Annotated in this window: 27 protein-coding genes; 24 read left to right on the top strand and 3 right to left on the bottom strand. The window is 70.2% G+C overall.

Going from position 1 to position 23,347, the window contains the following annotated elements; all coding sequences use genetic code 11:
- Positions 1-348 precede the first annotated feature (348 nt).
- Entirely contained in the window at positions 349-1,677 is a 1,329-nt protein-coding gene (gene truD / locus U5914_RS05020; RefSeq protein WP_336134644.1) for a tRNA pseudouridine(13) synthase TruD, read from the bottom strand.
- A gap of 46 nt (positions 1,678-1,723) precedes the next feature.
- Positions 1,724-1,861: a hypothetical protein gene (locus tag U5914_RS05025; protein WP_336134646.1), complete on the bottom strand. Its 138-nt coding sequence runs from the start codon at positions 1,859-1,861 to the stop codon at positions 1,724-1,726.
- 136 nt (positions 1,862-1,997) lie between these two features.
- Here U5914_RS05025 and U5914_RS05030 point away from each other — a divergent pair, with 136 nt between their 5' ends.
- From U5914_RS05030 to U5914_RS05145, 24 genes are all read left to right on the top strand, one after another.
- Positions 1,998-2,342, top strand: a complete 345-nt coding sequence (locus U5914_RS05030) for a DUF7310 family coiled-coil domain-containing protein (protein ID WP_336134648.1) — start codon at positions 1,998-2,000, stop codon at positions 2,340-2,342.
- Positions 2,339-2,815, top strand: coding sequence for a DUF7311 family protein (locus U5914_RS05035; protein WP_336134650.1), 477 nt, complete (start codon positions 2,339-2,341; stop codon positions 2,813-2,815). The genes U5914_RS05030 and U5914_RS05035 overlap by 4 nt, the downstream gene beginning before the upstream one ends.
- Positions 2,787-4,568 (top strand): ATPase, T2SS/T4P/T4SS family, encoded by a 1,782-nt coding sequence (locus U5914_RS05040; RefSeq protein ID WP_336134652.1) that lies wholly within the window; start codon positions 2,787-2,789, stop codon positions 4,566-4,568. The genes U5914_RS05035 and U5914_RS05040 overlap by 29 nt, the downstream gene beginning before the upstream one ends.
- Positions 4,559-6,247 carry a type II secretion system protein gene (locus U5914_RS05045; RefSeq protein ID WP_336134653.1) on the top strand — a complete coding sequence of 563 codons (1,689 nt, stop codon included), beginning with the start codon at positions 4,559-4,561 and terminating at the stop codon, positions 6,245-6,247. The genes U5914_RS05040 and U5914_RS05045 overlap by 10 nt, the downstream gene beginning before the upstream one ends.
- A 23-nt stretch (positions 6,248-6,270) precedes the next feature.
- Positions 6,271-6,738, top strand: coding sequence for a DUF7283 family protein (locus U5914_RS05050; protein ID WP_336134654.1), 468 nt, complete (start codon positions 6,271-6,273; stop codon positions 6,736-6,738).
- Positions 6,719-7,138, top strand: coding sequence for a DUF7285 family protein (locus U5914_RS05055; protein WP_336134656.1), 420 nt, complete (start codon positions 6,719-6,721; stop codon positions 7,136-7,138). Before U5914_RS05050 ends, U5914_RS05055 begins: the two co-directional genes overlap by 20 nt.
- Entirely contained in the window at positions 7,123-7,923 is an 801-nt protein-coding gene (locus tag U5914_RS05060; RefSeq protein WP_336134658.1) for a DUF7284 family protein, read from the top strand. The genes U5914_RS05055 and U5914_RS05060 overlap by 16 nt, the downstream gene beginning before the upstream one ends.
- A complete protein-coding gene (locus tag U5914_RS05065; protein ID WP_336134660.1) occupies positions 7,920-10,814 on the top strand; it encodes a DUF7286 family protein in 2,895 nt (964 codons plus the stop codon). Before U5914_RS05060 ends, U5914_RS05065 begins: the two co-directional genes overlap by 4 nt.
- Before the next feature lie 39 nt (positions 10,815-10,853).
- Positions 10,854-12,365: a stage II sporulation protein M gene (locus tag U5914_RS05070; protein WP_336134661.1), complete on the top strand. Its 1,512-nt coding sequence runs from the start codon at positions 10,854-10,856 to the stop codon at positions 12,363-12,365.
- Between the two features lie 45 nt (positions 12,366-12,410).
- A complete protein-coding gene (locus tag U5914_RS05075) occupies positions 12,411-12,839 on the top strand; it encodes a DUF5791 family protein (RefSeq protein WP_336134662.1) in 429 nt (142 codons plus the stop codon).
- Positions 12,836-13,717, top strand: coding sequence for an SDR family oxidoreductase (locus U5914_RS05080; RefSeq protein ID WP_336134664.1), 882 nt, complete (start codon positions 12,836-12,838; stop codon positions 13,715-13,717). Before U5914_RS05075 ends, U5914_RS05080 begins: the two co-directional genes overlap by 4 nt.
- A 50-nt stretch (positions 13,718-13,767) precedes the next feature.
- Positions 13,768-14,916, top strand: a complete 1,149-nt coding sequence (locus U5914_RS05085) for a DHH family phosphoesterase (RefSeq protein ID WP_336134665.1) — start codon at positions 13,768-13,770, stop codon at positions 14,914-14,916.
- Between the two features lie 66 nt (positions 14,917-14,982).
- Positions 14,983-16,074, top strand: a complete 1,092-nt coding sequence (locus U5914_RS05090) for an aldo/keto reductase (protein ID WP_336134666.1) — start codon at positions 14,983-14,985, stop codon at positions 16,072-16,074.
- A 31-nt stretch (positions 16,075-16,105) separates the two neighbouring features.
- Positions 16,106-16,561 carry a DUF8159 domain-containing protein gene (locus U5914_RS05095; RefSeq protein WP_336134667.1) on the top strand — a complete coding sequence of 152 codons (456 nt, stop codon included), beginning with the start codon at positions 16,106-16,108 and terminating at the stop codon, positions 16,559-16,561.
- Positions 16,562-16,660: 99 nt separating this feature from the next.
- Complete coding sequence (locus tag U5914_RS05100; RefSeq protein ID WP_418766745.1) at positions 16,661-17,878, top strand: MFS transporter; 1,218 nt, start codon at positions 16,661-16,663, stop codon at positions 17,876-17,878.
- Between the two features lie 25 nt (positions 17,879-17,903).
- Positions 17,904-18,368: a DUF7109 family protein gene (locus U5914_RS05105; protein WP_336134668.1), complete on the top strand. Its 465-nt coding sequence runs from the start codon at positions 17,904-17,906 to the stop codon at positions 18,366-18,368.
- 25 nt (positions 18,369-18,393) lie between these two features.
- Complete coding sequence (locus U5914_RS05110; protein ID WP_336134669.1) at positions 18,394-18,993, top strand: NUDIX hydrolase; 600 nt, start codon at positions 18,394-18,396, stop codon at positions 18,991-18,993.
- 84 nt (positions 18,994-19,077) lie between these two features.
- Positions 19,078-19,341: a 50S ribosomal protein L37ae gene (locus tag U5914_RS05115; RefSeq protein WP_336134671.1), complete on the top strand. Its 264-nt coding sequence runs from the start codon at positions 19,078-19,080 to the stop codon at positions 19,339-19,341.
- Positions 19,342-19,350: 9 nt separating this feature from the next.
- Complete coding sequence (locus tag U5914_RS05120) at positions 19,351-19,485, top strand: DNA-directed RNA polymerase subunit P (protein ID WP_015408900.1); 135 nt, start codon at positions 19,351-19,353, stop codon at positions 19,483-19,485.
- 1 nt (position 19,486) lies between these two features.
- On the top strand, positions 19,487-19,738 hold the full coding sequence (locus tag U5914_RS05125) for a KEOPS complex subunit Pcc1 (protein WP_336134672.1): 252 nt from the start codon (positions 19,487-19,489) through the stop codon (positions 19,736-19,738).
- A 62-nt stretch (positions 19,739-19,800) separates the two neighbouring features.
- A complete protein-coding gene (locus U5914_RS05130) occupies positions 19,801-20,196 on the top strand; it encodes a prefoldin subunit beta (RefSeq protein WP_336134673.1) in 396 nt (131 codons plus the stop codon).
- Positions 20,197-20,199: 3 nt separating this feature from the next.
- On the top strand, positions 20,200-20,445 hold the full coding sequence (locus tag U5914_RS05135; RefSeq protein WP_336134675.1) for a DUF3194 domain-containing protein: 246 nt from the start codon (positions 20,200-20,202) through the stop codon (positions 20,443-20,445).
- A gap of 101 nt (positions 20,446-20,546) precedes the next feature.
- Entirely contained in the window at positions 20,547-20,849 is a 303-nt protein-coding gene (locus U5914_RS05140) for a UPF0175 family protein (protein WP_336134676.1), read from the top strand.
- Complete coding sequence (locus U5914_RS05145) at positions 20,850-21,386, top strand: PIN domain-containing protein (RefSeq protein ID WP_336134677.1); 537 nt, start codon at positions 20,850-20,852, stop codon at positions 21,384-21,386.
- On the opposite strand, the gene U5914_RS05150 is transcribed toward U5914_RS05145, so the two are convergent.
- Positions 21,383-23,239, bottom strand: a complete 1,857-nt coding sequence (locus tag U5914_RS05150) for a DUF2070 family protein (RefSeq protein WP_336134679.1) — start codon at positions 23,237-23,239, stop codon at positions 21,383-21,385. The two genes, U5914_RS05145 and U5914_RS05150, sit on opposite strands and share 4 nt — an antisense overlap.
- Positions 23,240-23,347 lie beyond the last annotated feature (108 nt).

The raw sequence follows: 23,347 nt of genomic DNA on the forward strand, positions 1-23,347 counted from the left end.
GGTTGCGTGGCGGCTTCGCCGCCACGTTTTAAGGCCGCGGCGGAGCCGCGGCCCACTCGGCAAAAACATGGGGAAAATATGCGCGAGCGGTTCCAGCCGCCTCCCTTCGGTCGGCGTTAGTCCCCGCTCGCTACCGGACGCTCGCTTCGCTCGCGTCCGGGGTGGTTCGAAAGGCGCGGAGCGCCTTTCGTCATGCCAAAAGAGCGCGCCGCGCTCTTTTGAGCAAACCGCCTCGGGGGCCTTCGGAGAAGGCCCCACTCGGCGGATGCTAGTCGCCATGGGGAGACGGCTTCGCTTCAGTTCATACCTAAGGAATCAGCCGTTCCAAGCTTGTTGCCAAAACCCCTCTCAGGACAGGTCGTCGGGGTCGGCCTTCAGGAACTCGCGGGCGATGACCGTCGCGTAGCTTCCCTTGGGAAGGGAAAACGAGAGCGTGAGCGGGTCCTGCGCGATATCGAGGTCGGTCGTCACGCGAATCGCACGGTGGGTACCGGTCGAGTCGAACTCGCCGGGCAGCGAGAAGTCGTCGGGGTCGATGTCGAGGTCGTCGAGCACGCCGTGGGCGATGTCGGCTGGTTCGCCGTCGCCGAACTCGGTGTCGGTGCCGACGAGCGGCGCGGTGACGAACGCGCGGCCGCGCTCGCAATGGCGGGCGACGGTGTCGACGCGCCCCTCGTCGACGGTCTGGGCGCGGTCGGGGTCCGGCAGGCCGGCGTCGTCGGCGAAACAGACCACGTCGCCGGCGACGGGCCGGCCGAAGGGGAGGCCCCGCTCCAGTCGCTCCGAGAGGATGCGGTTGAAGGCATAGGACTGGGCGGCGTTGACGAACATTCGCTGGAGGTTCGTCGGCAGGCGTTCCAAGGCCTCTCGGTAGTCCTCGTCGGTTTCGGCGCCCTCCGCGAGGCGGGCGGCGATGGCGCGCTCGAAGCGGAGACGCCCCGGCAGTTCGTCGAGGGCGGCCTGCCAGTCGCGCGTCTCGCCGATTTTCTCCCGGGCCTCGCGGGTGTTCTCGGGTTCGCGCTCGCTGGATTCACAGACGTACCGGACCGCCGCCGACTCCCAGTCGCCGCGGACGATATCGAGGCCGACGCGGTGGGTGATGGGCCGTTTCGACCCGAAGCGCTGCTGGCCGAAGTAGTTCGGAACGGCCACCTCGTCGGCGCGGCCGTCGAAATCCGCGGCGAACTCGCGGAGTTCGTCGGCGACTACCTCGGCGTTCTCGGGCCGTTCGGCGTCGCGGACGACCACGTCGAAGTCGTTGCCCGCGAGGTCGCCGAAGAGGACGGGCCGGCCCGCTCGGCCGAGAATCTCGATATCGGCGTTGCCGAGGTCCGGCAGTTCCGTACGGTCGGGCAGTTTCACCGAGAACAGCTGTGTCGTAATCGCGTGTTTGTCCTTCGTGCCGGCCCACGAGACGCGCTCGCGGCTGATTCCGAGTTCGTTCGACAGCGTCGAGGCGAAGTCGTTGGTGTCCCACCCGGAGAGTCTCGCCCGAAAGACGAGATGCGGGTACGACCCGCTATCGGCGTCGACGGGATGGACATCGACGTCGAAGGATTCCCGCTCGCGGACCCGGAAGTCCTCGGGGCGGGCGCGCAGGCGGCCGCCGGTGCCGTCGGCCTCGCTGACGTAGTAGTCGATGCCGACGGCCCGCTCGACGGGGTGGGACTCGCGCATACCACCGGCTGGGCGCCGCTGTGCAAAGCGTCTTACGAGACGGACGTTAGAAGGAGGGAACGAGGGGTGCCGTTACCTCGTCGGCGTCGTAACGTTTCCGCTGGCCGCCGTCGGCGCGGACCGTGTCGGTGGACGTTTGTCGAGGCATCTCCGGCACCATCGGTTCGATTTCGTCGGATGTCATCTATCCACCCGTACCAACTCATCATCCTTAAACCTCATGATTGTTAGTGCAGTTCCGGCAAGTGCTGCCGGTCGCGCCGCTATCGAGGCCCGGTCCGCGACGAGGGTTTATAAACGAAGCCGGGACCAGCGACGGTATGTCGCCGCCCGACGCCGACCGCGAATCCCTCGGTCGCCGCCTCGATGCCGTCGAACGCGCCCTCGCCGAGGACGAACCGGTCGACCGAACCGACGAAATCGCCGAACTCGAATCCCGCATCGCGGAACTGGAAGCGGCCGTCGAGGCGCTCCGCGGCTACGTCGGGTCGGTCCGTTCGGTCAACGGGGACGTCGAACGTCGCGCCGACCGCGCCCTCCGGAAGGCCGAGGCGCTGGAACGGACCGTTGCTGCCGGCGAGCAGGAGCGCGAGGCGTCGGAGACGGCGGCCGACCCCTCCGACGACGAGGACGAGAAACCACTCCTCGAACGCCTGCGGCCGTGATTCGCGTCGTGCTGGCGGTCCTGCTTGGGTCGGCTCTTCTCGGCGCCAGCCTGCCGGCCGCCGAACGGGCCGAACGGGACCGCAACGCCGCGCTCGCGACGGACGAACTGGACGCGCTCGCAACCGAGGCCGAACTGCTCGCGGCCCGCAACGACCCGGTCGAGGTCGGCCGCTCGCCGGCCACGACGACGGTCACGCTCCGCCCGCCGAATCCGACCCTCACCGACGGCGGTCGCATTCACGTCGCCGACGGTCGACTGGTCTGGATGCCACGAACGGGGCCGAACCGCACGGTCCGAAACGAGATTCCGATACGTGTCGCTGCGCCGCTCCGCATCGAGGAGTCGACGACTCTCCAGCTGTCGCTGTACCGAATCGACGGCGAGTCGGTCGTCCGTGTTCGGCGCGCGAAGGTTGAAAAGGGAGGCCGCGGCCAACCGCCCCATGCTGGAGAGCCTGCTCGGTTCGGCTGACGACTGCGGCTGTGTGCCGGCCGTCGAGGACGACCGCCTCCACGTCGACAGCGACGACTGCGCCGGGGAGGGCCGCCTTGCCGAGGAACCGGCCTGCCGTGGGACCGTCGTCGCGGCGCTGGAAGACCGGGACGTAACGGCCGTACGCACCCGCGCGGCGGGCTTCGAGCGCGCCTACGAGGACGAGGCCGCGGCCCTGCTCGTGGCCGCCGGCCGCTTTGCCGAGTCGGCCGCGTTCCACGACGCCGACCTCGCGACACGGGGCCGAAAGGACCCGCTCGGTGCGGCCCGAGTCGCTTCGGGCCGGGGCGAGCCGCTGGCGCGCATCGCCGCCGAGACTGGCCTCGCGGCGTTTCTCGGCGCCGACTACGAGACGGCGCTTCGGCCGAGCGTCGGCCCGACGGTCGCCCGCTCGCGGGTGGCGACCCGGCCGCCGGCCGACGCGACGCTGGCCGAACGCTACGAACTCGATACGGGCGCAGTCGTCCGCCACTACGCCGGCGAAGGCCTGCCGACCTACCACCTCACGCCCGCCGAACACCGACTCGATGCCGAGGCGACGGCGACGCTTTCGGCGGCCTACGAGCGCCTCGCGGAGGGCCGCGTCAGCGGTGGCGAGCGAGCGCCCGGGCGCGCCGTCAGGGCTGTCGCCGACCCCGGACAGCCCGTCGAAACGCTGGCAGCGGCCCTCGAAAAGCACACGCGTGGCCTCGGTGCGCTGGAGGACTGCTTTGCCGATTCCGAGGTCACCGACGCGTTCGTCACCGCGCCGGTCGAGGACAACCGTATCCGAATCCGCCGGGACGGCGAGACGATGCGAACCAACGTCAGGCTGACTGCCGACGGTGCCGCCGCCCTCGCCTCCCGCTTCCGGCGGGCCAGCGGCCGGGCCTTCTCGAAGGCCAGCCCCACGCTGGATGCGACCGTCGATGCGGGCGGCAGACGGATTCGGGTCGCGGGCGTCACCGACCCCGTCAGCGACGGGGTCGGGTTTACGTTCCGCGCCCACGACGAGTCGGCCTTCAGACTGGCCGACCTCGTCGAGAACGGGACGCTCGATCCCGAACCGGCGGCCCTGCTGTCGGTCGCCGTCGAACGTGGCGCCGCGGTCCTCCTTGCTGGCGCTCGCGGTGCCGGCAAGACGACGCTACTCGGCGCCCTGCTGTGGGAACTGCCGACGCAGGTCCGGACTGTCGTCATCGAGGACACGCCCGAACTCCCGGTCGAGGAACTCCAGTCGACGGGCCGGGATGTCCAGCCGCTCCGGGTCGCGACCGGCGATGGGGCCTCCATTGCGCCGACGGAGGCTCTGCGGACCGCCCTCCGACTCGGGGACGGCGCGCTCGTCGTCGGCGAGGTTCGCGGCGAGGAGGCGCAGGTCCTCTACGAGGCGATGCGGGTCGGCGCGGCCGACGGCGCGGTTCTCGGCACGATTCACGGCGGCGGTGGCGAGTCCGTCCGCGAGCGGGTCGTCACCGACCTCGGAGTTCCCGAAACCGCATTCGCCGATACGGATTTCGTCGTCACGGTCGAGGCCTACGACGACGGCGACGGCCGGACCCGGCGACTCCGGGCGGTCGAGGCGGTCCAGCAGACCGACGACGGGGTCGACTTCGAGACGGTCGCCGACGACGGCGGCCTCCGTCTCGCTGACAGTTTTGCCATCGACGACCTCGCGGCGCCGAACGAGACGGCTGAAGACGTACGGACGGACATCGAGGCGCGGGCGGCGCAACTGGGCGGATGGACGTAGTCGCACGCCTCGCTCGCCCGTCGCCGCGGGAGACGGCGCCCGAATTCCTCGCCGAGGTCGCGCCGTTCCTCGACCGCGACCCCTCGGAACTGGCGGCCGCGGCCGACGTGGTCGGGGTCCTCGTGGCCGTCCCGGTCGCCGTCGTCGCGCTCGTGTTCGGCCGGCTGGAACTCCTGCTCGTCGCTGCCGGTCTCGGCGTCGGCGCTGTCGTCGCCGCTCGTGGGTGCGTCCTCGCGGTCGCCAACCTGCGTGCAAGCCGGGCGCTCGGAGCGGCGCCGACGCTCGTCGGGCGGGCGGTTCTACGCACCCGAATCGCACCCACGGCGGAGGGAGCGGCCGAATTCGCCGCGAAAACCGACGGCCTGCTCGGCGACAAACTCGCCGAACACGTCCGACGTGCGCGGGGCACGCCCCGCTCGGGGCTCGGCGCCTTCGCCGACGCGTGGCGCGAGCCGTTTCCCGCCCTCTATCGAGCGGTGACGCTGCTGGAGGCGGCCGCGAACGCGCCCGACAGCGAGCGTGACCGGGCGCTCGACCGGGCAATGGAGACCGTCCTCGACGGTGCCGAGGACCGTGCGGCCGAGGCTGCCGACGCTCTGCAGGGACCGACGACCGCCGTCTACGCGTTCGGCGTCCTCCTACCGCTGGCACTGGTGGCCGTCCTCCCGGCCGCCGGAGCGGCCGGCGTCGATGCCGCCCGCCCCGCCATCGTCGCCATCTACGATCTGCTGTTGCCGGCGGGCCTCTGCTGTGCGACGGGATGGCTGCTGGCGGCCCGCCCCGTCGCCTTCCCGCTGGTTCCGGTCGGCCGTGACCATCCCGCGGTGTCGGACCGTCGGTGGCCCCCCTTCGCGGCCGGCGCGACGGTCGCTGTCGGCGGCTGGCTCGTGGTCGGCGCCGTCCTGCCGTCGTGGACGCGCCCGCTCGCGGCCGCCGGGTTCGGCGTCGGAACGGTGCTCGTCGTTCGGTTCCGCCCGGTCGTCGCGGTCCGGCGGCGAGCCTCGCGATTCGACGACGGCCTGCCGGACGCCCTGTATCTGGTCGGCCGGCGGGTGGCAGACGGCGTGGCCGTCGAGCGCGCGGTCGCCGACGCGGCCGCCGACCTCGACGGCGTCGTCGGCGAGACGTTCACCGCGGCCGAAAGACGGGGACGACAACTTCGCGTGGGCGTCGAAACCGCCTTCGAAGGCGCGCTCGACGACATCCCGAGCAGACGTGGCGAGAGCGCGGCCCGACTGCTCGGACTGGCGGCGCGGGAGGGGCCGCCGGCGGGTCGCGCGCTCGTGGAGACCGCCGACCACCTCGACGCGCTCGGGCGGGTCGAAACGGAAGCGCGCCGCGACCTCGGGCGCGTCACCGCGACGCTCGGCAACACCGCGGCCTTCTTCGGCCCGCTGGTCGGCGGCGCGACGGTCGCGCTGGCCGACAGTATCGACGTCGATGCTGCCAGCGCCGGTACCGCCGTCGACGGAAGCGCCCCCGCGGCCGCCGCGCTCGGACCCGCAATCGGCGCCTACGTCCTCCTGACGGCAATCGTCTTGACGGCGCTAGCGACGGGCCTCTCCCGGGGACTCGACCGCGCGACGGTCGGCTATCGGGTCGGCATCGCCCTGCCGCTGGCGACGGCGACCTACCTCGCGGGCTTCGCCGCGACCGCCGCCACAGCCGGGGGTTTATAACCGAAAACGCGGCCAGCGGGCGTATGTTCGACGTTCCCGTCGACGCCTGGTACGTCTATCTCGGCCTCGCGGTCGTCAGCGGGGCCACCGTCTCACTCGCCGGCGCGATGCCCGCCGCCGCACCGCCCGACGCGAACGGCGCCGCCCGAACCGTCGATAGCGTCGCCGCCAGCCAGCACGCCTCGGTCGGCCGGCATCCGATGACGGACGCCGACGCGGTTCGCGTCGGTGCCGACACCCTGTCGCTTCGTGGACCGGGCGGGACGACCCACGCGGGCCTCGGCTACGGTCCCGTCGTGTTCGCGCCCGAGGGGACGCCGCTCGGGCGCGTCCTGCGTGGCGAACTGCCCGAGACGGTCTTCGACTCACCCGAGCACTTCGAGCGTGCGGTCGACGAGCGGCGGGTGGCCGACCCGACGTGGCACCGCACCGAGCGCCTGCTGGTCAGACGCGTCGTCTGGGAGGGAACCGATGTCGTCCTCGTCGGATAGGGCGTCGCCGTCCCCCGACAGGGCACAGGTCGAACCGCTGGCGGCGCTGGCGGCCGTCTTCGCGGTCGGCGTCGGGTTGAGCCTCTACGCCGGCGCCCTCGACGGGGCGCTTGCGGCACTCGACGACGACCGCGAGATGGCGCCGACGGCGGCCGACGCCTTCGTCGCAGAGGCCTCTTCGTTCGGGGTCGTCGACCCGCCGCTATCGACGGCCGCCGAGGCAGCCCGCCCGACGGGCTACCGCCTGAACGCGACGCTGTCGGTCGGTGAGCACCGATGGCAGGCAGGCCCACCGCGGCCACGGACTGCCGACTGCGTCGAACGCCGGGTGAGCGCCAGAACCGCACCGGGAACCGTCCGCCCCGGCCGACTGGAGGTGTGCGTGTGGCCCGCGGCGTGAGCACCGTCCTTGACGTCTCCGTCTGTCTCCTGCTGGTCGGTGCGGCGATGGCGACGCTGGCCGTCGGGATTCCGGCCGAGGGGCGTCACTCGGTCGATGGCACGCCGAATGCGGCGGATGACTCCGCTCGAAGGCTCGCGATGGTGACGGCGGGCGTTCCTGCCTCCCGAAACCGGACGGTACACGGGACACTTGCACAGCAGCTCGCGCAGGCGGCCGTGGCGAACGCGTCGCTCGATGGCGACCCGCTGGCGAACGATGACTACGCCGACGCGGTCGCCGCGGAAACCACCGCGACGACGGACCGACGCGTCGCGGTCACGGCGCGCTGGGAGCCCTACCCCGATGCGTCGCTTCGGGGAACGATGACCGCGGGCGAGACACCGCCGGCCGACGCGGACGTCGCGGTCACGAGACACGTCGTCGAAACGGGAATCGACGCCCCCGAGACGGCGCCGAGCTCGTTCCCGGAACTGGCGCGAGCCCTCGCAGTGGCGTACGTCGAGTGGCACTTCCCACCGGAACGGACGCGCGCCGCGCTGGTCGACGGTCGGACCGCGCCAGCGACGGCCGACCGGTATCGGGTGATGGCGAGGACACTTGAGGTGAACGTCGAGGCGGCGCTGACCGACGCGAACGCGCGGCGAGCGAACGACCGACTGGCGGCCGCGCTGGCCGAGCGCCTCGAAGCCGACCTTCGGGAGCGGTACGACACGCCGAGAGCGGCGGCCGAAGCGAGTTCACCCGACCGAGCGGTCGTCGTCGTTCGGCGGTGGGACGCATGAACGACCGTGCACGCGTCCCCTTCGCACTCGTGGGGGTGCTCCTGCTGGTCTCCAGTACGACGCTAACCGCCACCGTCGGCACGGAGGCGCCGACCGACCGGCCGTCGGTCGACCGGGTGATGGACGGTGCGACGGCCGAATCGGTGACCGCCCTCCGGGGGGCGGCCGACGAGGCGGCGACTGAGGCCGCTGCCTCCCCCGTCACGCGGCCGGCGAACACGACGGCCGGCCGGGCGCTGAACGATAGCCAGCCGTTTCGGGACGCGCTCCGGTTGCGGTTGTATCTGGCCGCTCGCGAGCGTCTCGCTCCGGTGGCCGTCGAACGCGGTGGCGTCACGGCGACGGCGTCGTTGCCGCCGGTCGAACCGACGACCGGCGGCTACCGCGAAGCCATCGAGCGCGTCACGGTCGAACGGGCCGGCGCCGACGAGGCGGCCCTGCGGGTGACCGTCGAGAACGTCACGCTAACGGCGACCCGGAACGGCCGACAGGTCGCGGAAACGGAGCGGTCGCCAACGTTCGTCGTCGCCAACCCCGCGCTGTTGCTCCACGACCGCACCGAACGCTTCGAGCGACGGGCGACCGCGCCGGTGACCGACGGCGGCGTCGCCCGCCGACTGACGGCGCGGCTCTACCCCATCGCGTGGACCCGGGGCTACGCCCAGCACGGCGGCGCGCCGATAGCCAACGTCGTCGGCACGCGCCACGTCGAACTGGCGACCAACGACGCGCTCGTGGCCGAACAGCGGGCGGTCTTCGGCGCCGCGGACCCCGACGGCCATCGGGGCGTTGCGGCCGCGGGCCGGCGCGTCGCGACGACCGACGCGCTGCTCGGAGCGGGCGGCGACAAGGCATGGGTCGACGCGGTACTGCGCGGGGCCGACGAGGTTCGACCGGCCGGTTCGGCGACTCGACCGGTCGGGACGTGGCGCGAGGAACCGCCGGCCGCGGAGGTTCCCGTCGGCGTCAACCGCTCGGCTGACCACGCCTACGCCGCGGTCGTCGGTATCGACGGCGGCGACGGACTGTCCCACCGTATCGACCGCGCACACACCGTCGAGGCACGCGTCGACGTTTCCGTCGACCGGCGAGGAGGGCACTCGTCCGGCAGGCGTTCGCCCGGCAGCGGCTGGACGCCCGTCGACGAACGGCGCGAAACGACCGTCTCGCTCGTCGCTACCGGTGGGGCGGCGGACGATAGGGCAGGCTGGAAGACACGGCGAACCCGGGGCTTCGACGCGACGGAAACGACGACCGTCACCCGGACGTGGCGCCGGGGGAACCGAACGCGGACGACCGTCGAAACGAGCGAGCGTCGATACCGTGTCACCGTCGCGGTCCGCGCCCGGACAGTCCCCATCGACGACGTTTCGAGCGGCCGCCTCGACGGCGCGCTGGCGGTCGCGACCGACCGGGCGACCGACGAGGCGTTTCGGGAATCGGGTGGCTTTCGAACGGCGGCACGAACGGCCGTCGCCGACGGGTGGGAGCCGACGACCGCGACGGCGACCGCCGAGCGGACGGTTTCGCTGGCCGACGCCAGAGGCGACCTCCGTCGACTCCGCGAGGCGACGCGCAACCACACCGTCCGACTGCCTGCGCCGGCGGTCGGCGCCGGACGGGCCAACCCGCCGGCTCGATTGCGTGAGAGTCTCGCCGACCGCCGCGAGGAACTGCTCGGCCCGTCGGCGCCGTCGGCTGTCGCGCGAGCGAGACGCGCCGTTCGGGCCGCGTACCTCGACGCGCTGGCGACCGAACTTGACGCCCGGGCCGCAGAGCAGGCCGAAACCAACGCCGGTATCGCGAACGCCCTCGGCGAGCGCCTGCCGGCCGACCGTCTCGACGGCGCGCTCGCGGCCCACCGTGCGGCCCGACGGCCCGACTCGCCCCATCTTGCGGACCCGGCAGGGAACCTCTCGCTTGCTGTCGACACCGGCCCCTCGTATCTCACGACGGGGCCGGTCGCCCGCGACCGAATCGGCGCCCGTGGCGGCGGCGAGGTGACGCCGCTCGCGACCCGGAACGTGAACGTCTTCACCTCGCCACACGACGGCGTCGCCCAATCCATCGTCGACCGCATCCCCTATCTCGGGGCCGACCGGGTCGCCCTCTCGACGGCCGCCTCGGCGCTTCGGGCCGCCGACGAAACGCCGGGAACGGATACGGCGACCCTCGACCGCGAGGTCGAATCGGCCACCGCCTACGTCCGTGGTGAACTCGTCGCCGCGATGGTCGACGAAGGGGTCTCGGAGACGGCCGCACGCGAGGCGCTGGAGACCGACGCCGGGACCGCCGAGGCCGCGCTGGCGTTGGCCAACGGAACGACCGCCGACCGCGCAGCGGTGACCGTCGCCGACAGCGAGGCCGAACGGGACCGACTCCGCGTCCGCCTGCGAACGACGCTCGACGAGGCGCTCACAGAGGAGGGCGCCCGCCCGCCGCGGAGCGCGACGACGCCGATTCCCGAAGACCTCCGCGCGGAGTACAGCGACGAACTCCAGACCATGACCTCGGATGCGCTCGAAGCCGAACTCGCCGAGCAGCGCGAGCGCGTCCTCGGCAAGCGCCTCGGCGCGCTGCCGGCGGGCCTGCCGGTCGCGCCGGTGCCGGGCTACTGGTATGCGACCGCCAACGTCTGGTACGTCGAGGCGGGCGGCCAGTACGAGCGGTTCGTCGTCCGGGCCGACCGCGGCGGGCCGGCGGGTGCCGTCGCCTACATCCGGGACGGCCGGACGGTCCGCGTCGGCCCACGGAACGTCCGACTCGGAACCGCCGAACGCGTTCCGGTTCGGGTCTCGACGGCCGTCGTGGTCGTGGTTCCGCCGGGGCCGCGCGGGGTCGGTGATACCGACGGCGTCGCCGACGAACGCTCCTCGGGGTGGCCGCCGTGACGGCCGAGGCTTCTTGGAACCGGGCGCGGAACTGGGGGTATGGACGCCGCAACCGCCCTCAAGTCGGCCGCCGCGGTCCTCCACCGGCCGGCGGACATCCTCCCGGCGTACTTCCTGACGCCGGCCGTCCCCGCGATTACGCGAGTCGTCGCGTTCTTCGGCCTCGCGTTCGCGTACCTGTATCTCGAAACGACGGGTCGACTCGCCCGCTTTCGCGCCGAACTGGCCGCCCGCGACCTCGAACCGCCGCCGGCCGCCGAAACGGACCCCGAGGCCTTCGACGCGTGGGTCCGGGAGGTGACCCCGCTCGTCGAGACGGTCGTCACGCCGACGACCGTCGCCATCCTCGCGGTGACGCTACTGGCGACGGTGGTCGTCTCCGTCGTCCTCGCGGCGGTCGCGGCGGCGGCCCAGCTTTCGGCCAGCCACGCGCGACTGCGCTCGGAGCGGGGCACGACGGCCGCCCTCCGCGGCGCCCGCCGCCACTGGCTGTCGATACTCGGTCTTCGCGTGCTGGAGACCGCCCTGTGGCTGCTGGTGCTTGCCGGCGTCGGCCTCGTGGTAGGCGTCGTCTCGCTGGTCTCGACGCTGGTGGCCGCACTGGTCGTACTCGCGGCCATCCCGATGACCGTCGGGTTGCTCGTCGTCATCCGTCTCACCTTCGTCTTCGCGACCGTGGCGGTCGTCGTCGACGACGCGTCGTTCGGCGACGGCGTCCGGGGGGCTATCGGGTTTCTCACCACGAACCCGATGGCGGCGGGCGCGTACGCCCTCATCGCCCTCGGTGGCCTGCTGGCGCTGGGTGCGGTCGCCGGGGCGTTGGCGGTCGGCGGCGCCGGCGCCCTCGTCGGCGTGCTCGGCTTCGTCCTGCTGTCGCCGGGGCTGGACCTCGTGAAAACCGGCTTCTACGGGGACTACCGGGGGACGGTCGACCCGCCGTCGGTGCCCGAAGCGCCGACGAGCCAGCGGCTGAAGGCCGGTCTCTACCGCGGTGTCGGCGAGATGTTCGCCTTCGTTCGGCGCCATCCGCTACTGCAGGTCGTCTCGCTTTCGGTCGCAGTCGGCGGATTCGCGGTCGGCTGGGTCGCCGTCGAGCCGTTCCTCGGAACCGCATCGACGTCCATCGCCGAGCGGTTGGCCGACCACGACCCGCTGTTTGCGGCCATCGAGTTCGGCGCGAACAACTGGACGGTCGCGGTGAGTACGGCCTTCGCCGGCCTCGTGTTGGCGTTGCCGGCCGCTGTCGCGCTGTTCTTCAACGGGTTCGTCTTCGGTGTCGTCACCCGAACGGAGGAGACGCTGCCGGAACTGCTGGCCTTCGTTGCCCCGCACGGCGTCATCGAGATTCCGGCGTTCGTCGTCGCCGGCGCGCTGGGGCTCTCGCTCGGCGGCGCCGGCTGGCTGACCGCCCGGGGGCGCATGTCGGTCGACGCGCTCGCCGACAGCCTCGAACGGGCCTTCTGGGTCGCGGTCGGACTGGGCGTCCTGCTGTTCATCGCGGCGGTCATCGAGGGGTTCGTCAGCCCGTACTACTATCAGCCGTTCCTCTGAGCCGACCCCGAACCGTACTTGAGGGCGGGAACCCCAAGGACGCATATGCTCCACGAAGTCGCCGACGACCCCGGCTCGCACACCCCGGAGGAACTCCACGAACGCTATGAAGCCGAACTCAGGGGCGCCGTCGAAGCCCACGGCGTCGAGGAAGTCGCCGAGGAATCCGGCGTCGAGGTCTCGCGACTCCGCGCGCTGTTGGACGGCGAGACGCCCGAATTCACCCTCGAAGAGGCCGCCGCCGTACTCGCGGTGCTGGCGGAATCGCCGGACGCCGAAACCATCGCGATGCTCGTTCGCGACGACCTGATGATGGGGATGTCGATGGCGGTCCTCGACGTCGAGGCCGTCGAATCGGGTATCGGCGGCCAACTCGAAGCAAAGGAGATTCAGTCGAAGCTCGAGGGGCGGTTCCCGATGACGCTCCGGGAGCTCGCCTTGCTCCAGCAGTTCATCGAGAGCAAGAAACGATGAGGGTCGGAATCCTCGGCTGTGGCTACGTCGGCCTCGCGCTCGCCCGCCAGTTGGCCGACGACCACGAGGTAATCGGCGTTCGGCGCTCCGAAGCGGGTCTGTCAGCCGTCGCGGAGACGGGTGTCGAGGCCGTGCAGGCGGACGTCACCGACGCCGACGCCCTCGATGCGGTTCCCGACGTGGACGCGCTGGTGTTCGCGGCGTCCTCGGGCGGCCGCGGCGCCGAGGCCGCTCGCCGGGTCTACGTCGACGGCCTTCGAACCGCCATCGAGGCCTTCGGCGCTCGCGACGACTCGCCGGACCGACTCGTCTACACGTCGAGTACGGGAGTCTACGGCGACCACGACGGCGACTGGGTCGACGAGAAGACGCCGCTTGAACCGACCACGGAGAAGACGACGGTGCTCGCGGAGGCCGAACGCATCGCCCGCGAGGTCGCGCCTGAACACGGCATCGACGGTGCAGTCGCCCGCTTTGCGGGGCTGTACGGCCCGGACCGCTACCGGCTCGAACGGTATCTGGAGGGGCCGGTCACCGAGGGGTATCTTAACATGGTTCATCGGGCCGACGCCGCCGGCGTCGTCCGGTTCATGTTGACCGAGACCGACGCCGACCTCCTGTTGGCGGTCGACGACGAACCGGTCGACAAGTGGGAATTCGCCGACTGGCTGGCCGACGAATGCGGCGTCGAGCGGCCGCCCAAGCGGACGAAAGCCGAGCGCCTCGACGACGACCTCTCGGAGGCGGCCCGACGCCGCATCCTGACGAGCAAGCGGTGTTCGAACGACCGACTCCGCGAGTCGGGCTACGAGTTCGACTATCCGACCTATCGGGAGGGGTACCGTGAGGCCATCGAGACGTATCGGGGCCGGCAATAGACGGGGTTGGTAGCCGAAGTACTTACTTCGGTGCCGAATTATGTCGGGCTATGCAGCAGACCGCGGCCGAGGACCTACTCGCGGTCGGCGAAGGGTTGTTGGAGCCCCTCGGCGGGCCGTCCGAGCAGGCGCTTATCGCCGCCTCCGTTCTCATCGCAATTCTCCTTTTCGTGGTCGTGCTGTGGTCCCGATTCGACCGAACGCTCGGCGACGAGTTCGTCGATGCGATCTCGATCCCCGAAAGCGTCGCCATCCTCATGCACCCGAACCCCGACCCGGACGCGATGGGGTCGGCGATGGCCGTCGCGGCGCTGGCCGACTCCGTCGGGACGCCCGCGACGATACAGTATCCCGGCGAGATACGCCATCCGGAGAACCGGGCCTTCGAGACGGTATTGGACTGTTCGTTCGAACGGGTCGAGGCGGCGGTGGAACTGGCCGGCGAGGAGGTGGTCCTCGTCGACCACAACGAACCGCGCGGCTTCGGGGGCGCGGAGTTCGTCGAACCGTACGCCGTCGTCGACCACCACCCCGGAAACGGTAGCGGGGAGGCCTTCACGGACGTCCGCCCCGACAGGGGTGCGTGTGCGAGCATCCTCACCGAGTACCTGCGGGACCGCGGCTGGACGAACGGCACCGGCCAGCAGGAGAACGCGATTCCGCCGCGGTTGGCGACCGGCCTGCTGTACGGCATCCAGTCGGATACGACGGCCTTCACCCGCGGCTGTACGTCCGCGGAGTTCGAGGCCGCCGCTTTCCTCTTTCCCGCGGCGGACGGGGATTCGCTGGACCGCATCGCGAACCCCGAAATCGACGGGGACACACTCGACCTGAAGGCCAAAGCCATCAACGACCGGAAGCAGGAGGGGTCGTTCCTCGTGAGCGACGTCGACGGGGCCTCGAACCTCGATGCCCTGCCGACCGCGGCCGAGGAACTCGTCCGGTTGGAGGGCGTCACCGTCTCGGTCGTCATGGGCGAGGCCGACGGAGCGGTCCACCTCTCGGGGCGGTCCCGCGACGACCGGGTGCACATGGGCAAGGCCCTCCAGCGGGCGCTGGAGCCGCTTTCGGATGCCAGCGCGGGCGGCCACGCCCGGATGGGCGGCGGGCGGGTCGACCTCCCGGTCTCGGAGGACGGGTCCGGCGACCCGGTCGACCTCGAACCGCGGCTCTTCGCGGCGATGAACGGCGAACTGTAACCCGGCGGCCGCTCTTGGCCGGCCGACCGCCAGCGTGCTTTTGTGTCCGACCCGCCTATCGCGGGTATGGCGACGAAATCGGCGACGTGGGCCTATCGTGACCGCTTCCACGAGGCCTTCGGTCGCACCTACTTCCGGCGGTTCGCTGACTGTCTCATCTCGTCGGTCGGCGTCGGGACGTATCTCGGCGACGCGACCGACGCCGCCGACGCGGCCTACCACGACGCGCTCGTCGAGGCCCTCGAAAGCGGTATCAACGTCGTCGATACCGCGGTGAACTACCGCCACCAGCGCTCCGAACGGGTCGTCGGCGAGGCGATTCGGGACAGCGATATCGACCGCGATGCCGTCATGGTCTCGACGAAAGGCGGCTTCGTCCCCTTCGATGGCGAGCGGCCGGCCGACGCCTCCGCGTACGTCGAATCGGAGTTCCTCGATACCGGCATCGTCGACCGCGAGGACCTCGTGATGGGCAACTGCCTCTCGCCGGAGTTCCTCGACTGGAGCCTCGACCGCTCGCTTTCGAACCTCGGGTTCGACGCCATCGACCTCTATTACGTCCACAATCCGGAGGCCCAACTCGCCCGCTTCGACCGCGAGACCGTCTACGACAAACTGGAGGACGCCTTCGTCCGCCTCGAAGAACGCGCCGACGCGGGCGATATCGACCACTACGGCGTGGCGACGTGGGAGGCCTTCCGCGTCCCGCCGGACCACGAGAAGTACCTCTCCTTGCCCGAGGTCGTCTCCCGCGCTCGAACGGCTTCCGACCGCGCTGGGACGACGGCCACCCACTTCCGGGCGGTCCAGTTGCCCTTCAACGTCCACATGGCCGACGCCTTCACCCTCGAAGCCCACGAGAGCGCCGAGGGGAAACAGAGCGCGCTGTGGTTTGCCAGCGAGGCCGGCCTCGACGTCTTCACCTCGGCGTCGCTGCTGCAGGGCGACCTGACGAACCCGGCGGAGATTCCCGAGGCCGTCGATTCCCGTCTCGCGGGCGATACGGCCGCCCAGCGTGCGCTCAACTTCGCCCGGAGCGCCCCCGGCGTCACCTCGGCACTCGTCGGAATGGGGTCGCCGGAACACGTCGCCGAGAACGTCGGCGCCGGCACCTTCTCGCCGATGGGCGCCGACGCCTTCGACAGCGTCTTCCAGTAGACTGATAGGCGCCCGTCGGATACGGGGCGATATGCGTCGCCGCCGCTATCTCGCCACGCTTGGAACTGCCGCCAGCGTCGCGGTCGCCGGGTGCAGCGGCGGCGGACCGCCAACCGAGACGCCCACGCCGACGCCCTCCCGCGAGGACCTCGTCGAGCGGTATCGCTCGGAACTGGACGGGCGGGACATCGACGTCCGAGGAATCGAGGATGCCGACCGGACTCTGACCCTCGACTACTACAGCGACGCCGGCAGCAGGTCGGCGTTCCGCGAGGAGGTCCAGCGCGTCGCCGCCGCGGCCGCCAGCGCCTACGGCCAATATCTGAACGTCGACGTCGACCGGTTCGAGACGACTGCCTACGCCTACAACGACGACGTCCTCGGGGAGTTCCACGTCGAGGCCGACTGGGTCGAGCGGTTGATGAGCCGGGAACTCAGCGAGTCGGAGTACCTCCAGCGCGTCCAGAACACCGTGACCGTCGCGTAGCGATACCGACACCGGCGTTCGGGCTCGAATCCCACGGCGGTTGCTCCCATAGCGTCGTCGGTCCGAGTCTTTCAAACGGTGGCCAACCGAACCCCGATTGTGTCCCGCCGAGAACTGTTCGGGTCCCTCTGTGCGATGGTGTTTCTGGTCAACCTCGCACGGGTGGTCTTCGCGCCGGTCGTCCAGCCGGCGGCCGCCGACTTCGACGTGTCGGCGGCCTCGCTGGGGGTCGTCACCAGCGCCGCGTGGCTGGGGAGTGCGGCCCCGCGACTGCCGACCGGCTACCTGCTGACACGCGTTTCCCGACACCGGGTCGTCGCGGCGACGGGGACGTTGCTGGTCGGGACCGCCGCCTTCACCGCGCTGTCGCCGTCGGTGACGCATCTGACGGTCGGCGCCTTCCTGATGGGGCTGTCCAGCGGGATGTACTTCATCGCGGCCAACCCGCTGGTCAGCGAGCTGTTTCCCGACCGGGTCGGCCGGGCTATCGGGATTCACGGCATGTCGAGCCAGCTCGCGGCCGTCGTCGCGCCGCTTGCGGTCAGCGGCATCCTGCTGGTCGGCGACTGGCGGACGGCGTTTCTCTTCATTTCGGCGCTTGCGGCCGCGGCGACGGTGTTTCTGGTCTTCGCCGCCCGGCGGGCGGACCTGCCCGAGGCGGGGACGGCCGACCGGAGTCTCGTCGAGGCGGGCCGCGCCCAGTGGCCCATCATCCTCACGGGCATCGCCTTCCTCGGCGCCGCCGGCTTCCTGTGGAACGGCCTGTTCAACCTCTACGGCGACTATCTGGACGTCGTCAAAGGTATCGACCCCGGGACGGGCCGGACGCTCCTGTCGTTGATGTTCGCGGCGGGCGTGCCGGCGTTTCTCATCACGGGGCGGCTCGCCGACCGGCTGCCGAACGTCCCGCTGCTTTTGGGCATCGTCGGGAGCTTCGTGGTCTCCGTCCTCGCGTTGACGCTGGCGGAGGGCGTCTACGCCGTCGCCGCGGTCAGCATCGTTCTGGGCTACGTCGTCCACTCGCTGTTCCCGGCGGTCGACACCTACATGCTGGCGTCGCTGCCGGACCGCCACCGGGCCAGCGCCTACGCGCTGTACTCCTCGAGTATGATGTTCGTGCAGGCGCTCGGCTCCGGCAGCGTCGGCATCGCCGTCTCCCGCGGCGTCAGTTACACCGCCGCCTTCCAGACGCTCGTGGGACTGCTCGCCGTCGTCGTCGTGGTCCTCTTCGTCCTGTATCGGGCGGGGTGGCTGCCGGCCGGCGGCGCGGCCCACGCCGACGTCGCCACCGAGACGGCCGGTCAGTCGGAACGTTAACGGCGCCCGGCGGCCGATTCCCCGTATGTTCACCCCCGACGAGCTGGCCGGCGTCGTCGACCTCTTCGGGGCCTTGACCCGCGAGGAACTCGACGCGGCCTGCTCGGAGTTGGCCTACCGGCGCGGCGAGGAGCCGCCGGAAGGGGCCGTCGACGAGGCGCTTTCGGCCTTCGCGCTCGTGGCGTTCGAGGCCGACGACGAGACGGAGGAACTGCTAGCGCCGGGGCCGGCGGCCTTCCCGACGATGCCGGACGGCGCCGAGGACCTGCCGCACATCCTCGATACCGAGACGCGGGCGGTCGACCGGGCCGAGGTGGCGCGGGCGGCCGAAAAGCGGCTACGGACGGAGGCCGCACGGGCGGTCAGCGCCGGCGACGCCGAGCGGGCCGACGAACTGCTCGATATCAGCTACGACATCGAGGCGTGGGGCGGCGTCGACCTCTCGGGCATCCGCGACCGACTCGACGACGCCGACAACAAGACAAACTAAGAGCGCCCGGCCCGACATGGCGAATATGGACTGGGAGCGGGTGATGGCATACGAGCCGGTCGCCCTCGACGGCGGGGAGCGAGACGCCGCCGTCCTCGTGCCGATTATCACCCGCGACGATGGCCACCACCTCGTGTTCACCAAGCGCGCCGACCATCTCGGCGAACACCCGGGACAGATGAGCTTTCCCGGCGGCGGCCACGAGCCGAGCGACGCGGACCTCGAAGCGACCGCCAAACGCGAGGCCGACGAGGAGATCGGCCTCCGGCCCGAGGAGGTCGAAGTCGTCGGCCGCCTCGACGACATCCCCACGGTGACCGACTACCGGGTCCGCCCCTTCGTCGCGCGGGTTCCGGACCGCGAGTACACGCCCGACGAGCGCGAGGTGGCCGAGATTGCGGTGCTGTCGCTGGAGGCTCTGACCGACCTCGACAACTACGAATCCGAGCGCCGCGACCGCCAGCACTACGGCCCCATCCGCATCCACTTCTTCAACGTCGACGGCTACACCGTCTGGGGCGCTACTGGTCGAATGCTGGTGCAGTTTCTGGAACTGGCGACCGACTGGGAGATGCCCGAGGAGGTCGACCGAGTGGTCGACCCCGACGCCGAGTTCCCGGTTTGAGGGGGCGACCGTGTCGCGGGCGTCGACCCGAGGCGGCCGCAAAACGTGGGGTTTATCCGTTCGCTTGGTGGAATATATGATACTATGGCCAAACGAGGAAAGACCGGGAGCGCCGGCCGATTCGGCGCACGATACGGGCGTGTTGCCCGCCGTCGCGTCGCCGAGATCGAAGAGGACATGCAAGACGCGACGGTCGACGGCGACAACGTCAAGCGCGTCGGCACGGGCATCTGGGTCAACGAGGAGACCGGCGAGAAGTTCACCGGCGGTGCCTACCAGCCCCAGACGCCCGCGGGCGAGACCGTCACGCGCTCCATTCGCGCCGCCATCGGCGACGACGAGGAATAACGACGCCCCATGAGCTACAAGTGTTCCCGCTGTAAGCGCGACGTCGAACTCGACGAGTACGGCGGCGTGCGCTGTCCGTACTGCGGCCACCGCGTCCTCCTGAAGGAGCGGAGCCGCGACATCAAGGAAGTCGACGTTCAGTAGCGTGCACACCGCCGAGTTCGTTTTCCGCTACGATACGCCCCGAGCGGCCGCGCTGGTCGCCGCGGCCATCGAGCAGGAGGCGGGCGAAATCGACGGCGGCCGCTCGTCGGCGACCGTTCGCCGGGAGGGCGAGGCGGTGTACGTCGACGTCGAGGCCGACGACCTCGTGGCGTTGCGGGCCGGTCTGAACACGTGGAGCACGCTCGTCGAGGTGGCCGAACGGAGCGCGTCGGCCGGCGGCGTGGCGGTCTGAAGCTCCGGGACTGCTGAGGCCGAAAGCATGGCTTTTTCAGTACTCATCCCGACGCGTAGGATATGCAGGGTAACCTACCGCCTGAGGCCCAGGAGAAAATCGAAGAGCTCCAGGACCTTCAGGAGACGGCACAGCAGGTCGCACAGCAGAAACAGCAGGCCGAAACGCAGCTTCAGGAGTCCCGCAACGCGCTGGACACCCTCGACGACATCGAGGGCGACACCCAGATGTACCAAGAGGTCGGCGAACTCCTCATCGAGACGGACTACGACGAGGCCTACGAGGACCTCGAAGAGAAGGTCGACAGCCTCGAAGTCCGCACCGAGACCCTCGAAAAGCAGGAAGAGCGCGTCCAAGAGCAGTTCGAGAGCCTGCAGGAAGAACTCCAGCAGATGCTGCAGGGCGGCGCGGGCGGCGGCCCGATGGGCCCCGGCGGCCCGGGCGCCGGCGGCGACTAAGCCGTGACTGACGCGGAACCGACCGACGAGGAGATCGTCGAGGCCGCCTCGGACGCCGCCGAGGGCGTCATCCTCGACCGATACAAGCAGTCCGACGTCGAGGACATGGACGTGACCGTCCGATTCGAGGACGGGACCCTCGACGTGGACGTCTACCTCAACGCCCCCGAAGAGCCCGACCCCGCCGTCGTGGCGCAAGAGGCCGTCGAAGCCGCCGAAGCCGCGGTCGACGAACTCTTCGAGGCCTGAGGCGACTTTCTTTCTATCCGGCGCCGACCGCGTAGCGGCGGCACTCTCGGGAGCGAGTTACTGGCGATACCGTTTTGTATACACAGTACTACTTCGTATACATGCCCTCGATAAGCGCGCGCGTCCCGGACGACGAGAAGGAAGCCATCGAGGAGGTTGCGGAACTGCTCGACGAGGACCGGAGCACGACGATACGGAAGGCGCTCCGTGAGGGCCTCGACGAACTGCGGATTCGACTCGCGGTCGAACGCTATCAGTCGGGCGAGGTATCGGTCAACGAGGCAGCACGGATAGCGGACGTGAGTCTCGGTGAATGGCTGGAAATCGCCCGTGAGCGGAATCTCACGACCCAAATCACGCCTGAGGACCTCGAAGCCGACGCCGAGGCGGCCGGCGAACTATAGATGAACGTCTACGTCGACGCGAGTACGCTCATCGCACTCGGAACGGTCGGCGAATTGGGACTGCTTCACGCCTTCGACGGCGATATCGTGGTTCCCGAGCGGGTTCAGGCAGAGGTGACGACCCAGCCTGCCGCCGAGAACCTTCGGCGGTTCCAGCCCGACGACGAGCGTAGCCACGAGGAATCTGCCGAGTCGCCCGGTATCACGGTCGACGAGGCGGACCACGAACGGGCGACATCGATACTGGACGAGGCCGAACAGAACGGCGATACGACCATCATAGCGGGTGTTCTCGCACACCGTGACACCGGGATGTCGGTCGGTGTCGTCTCCGACGACAGGCGCGTCCGACGGGTCGCCGATGGGCTCGGCGCAACGGTGACGGGAACGGTGGGCACCGTCGTTCGGAACGTCGCGGACGGTGAACTCGACGCGGAGGAGGCAAAATCACTGGTCCGGGGAATCGACGACAATGGCCTGCACATGACGGGCGAGCTCCGCGAGAAGGCGTACGAACTCATCGATGATGCGGCCTAGCCCGCAAGCAGGAATATGAGTAGGCTAATCGCCATCGCGGCGCCGACGACGACGAGCAGGAAGGCGCCGCCGATCTGAACCATGGCGTTGGCCGTCGAGGCCAGCGTCTCGGTGCGGTCGTTGCCGAAGACGGTCACCTCGGCGTGTTCGACGGCCATCCCCGCCTCGACGGGTTCGAGGTCGGCTTTCGCCTCGTCGACGAGTGATTCGACCAGCGCGACGAGTTCGTCGGCACCGATGGCCTCGCCGACCTGATTGGTCGCCTCCATCGTGTTGACGACGTGGTTGTCGGTGGTCATGACTTCGGCCTCGTCGGCGTCGATGGTGGCCAGCAGTTCCTTGCGAAGGCCGGGTTCCATGTTGTTGCCGTCGACCAGCACGTAGACGGTCTGCTGGTCGTCGACCTCGACGACGGCGACCCGGACGCCGAGGGGGCCGATGCCGTCTTCGGGCTCCCAGTCGGTCGGGTCCCACGCGACGCCGACGTGGAGGTCGCCGCGGTCGGCCTCGGCGAGGCGCTTTCCGAGGCGGTCGGCGGCGGCCATCATGTCGAAGGAGCGCTGTGAGCCGGGAACGATGTGGCCCAAGTCGTCGCCTTCTAGCCCGTTGTTGCAGTTGTGGGCGTCGACGAGCATGACGTTCCGGAGGCCCGACCCGCGGGCCTCGGAGGCCGTCGACAGGCCGACGCCGAAATCTACGTCGTCGGCGAAGCCCGGGGCATGGGTGGCGACGACCAGCGCGTCCTCGCCGACGGCCTGGCCCAGCAGTTTCGACTCGCCTTCCTGCTCGCGGAGCGCCGGGGTCGCTTCGGTGGCGTACTCGATGTGACCGTAGGCGTCCTCGGCGGCGTCGACGAGCGTCGCCACCTCGCGTTCGGTGACGAGGTTGAAATCGTGGCCGGCGGTGGCGTGCGGCGGGAAGGCCAGTCCCTCGGCGCTTCGGGCGATGCGTTCGGGGAGGTTGCCGCCGCCGATCTCGCCCATCGGGCCGGGGTGTATCATCGGGAGGACGAACCGGGCCTTCTCGGTGCCGTCCGCGCGGCGGATGCCCATGACGGTCACGGGGACGACCGCCTCCTCACCCAACCCCTCGAAGAACGTCTCCAGTTCGTCCGACCCCTCGGCGATGTGACCGATGAAGCCGCGGATGAAATCCAGCACGGAGACGCCGAGGCTCTGCCGCCACGGCCGGTCGATGGTGACCAGAAAGCCGTGGACCGCCAGCGCATAGAGGCCGCAGATGCCCGCCAGCACGAGGAAGTCCTCCGGTCGGATGATGAGCAGTTCGCTGGGTGCGTCCTGCGGTTGGGCGAGATACGCGCGGACGAGCGGGCCGCCGACCTCCAGATACCGGAGCGTGCCGCTGTAGACGAACAGCAACGCGGCGGCGACGACGGTCTGGATGCTCGCCGGAACCGCCGCGACGAGCAGCGAGCGCCGCGAGATGGCCATGATGACGAACAGGCGGAACGCGAAGATGGAGGCCAGAGCGACCAGGAGGACGTCGAAGACGAACGTCTGTCCGAGGTCGGTCCCCAGCGCGACGACCGCCGCCGCGACGAGGAAGACGACGACGATGACCTCACAGAGCAGTGCCAGAAGCGCCGAGCGGTTGTGGGTCATCCGGCCGCCGAGCAACTGGTCGACCCACGGCGTGAGCAGCGCCGCGACGACGGTCGGAATGCCGACGTACACCAGTCCCTGATAGGCGTCGTCGAAGACGAACTGATAATCGAAGGCGGCGACGCCGACGACAGCGGCGAGTACGAGGGCGAAAAACAGGCTCGCCGACCAGTCGGGCGCCCGGAAGACGAACCGCGACAGCGCCGCGAGATCGCCTTGCGTCTTCGTCATTAGGCGATAGAGGGGAGGGAACGGGGTTAAATGACTCGGGAGCGGATTCCCGCGGCCCCGCGGCCGCATCGGAGTCGATGGCGGGCAGTATTTCCGTCCGAACCACCA

The organism is Natronomonas amylolytica (assembly GCF_037031205.1).
Lineage (GTDB): Archaea > Halobacteriota > Halobacteria > Halobacteriales > Haloarculaceae > Natronomonas > Natronomonas amylolytica.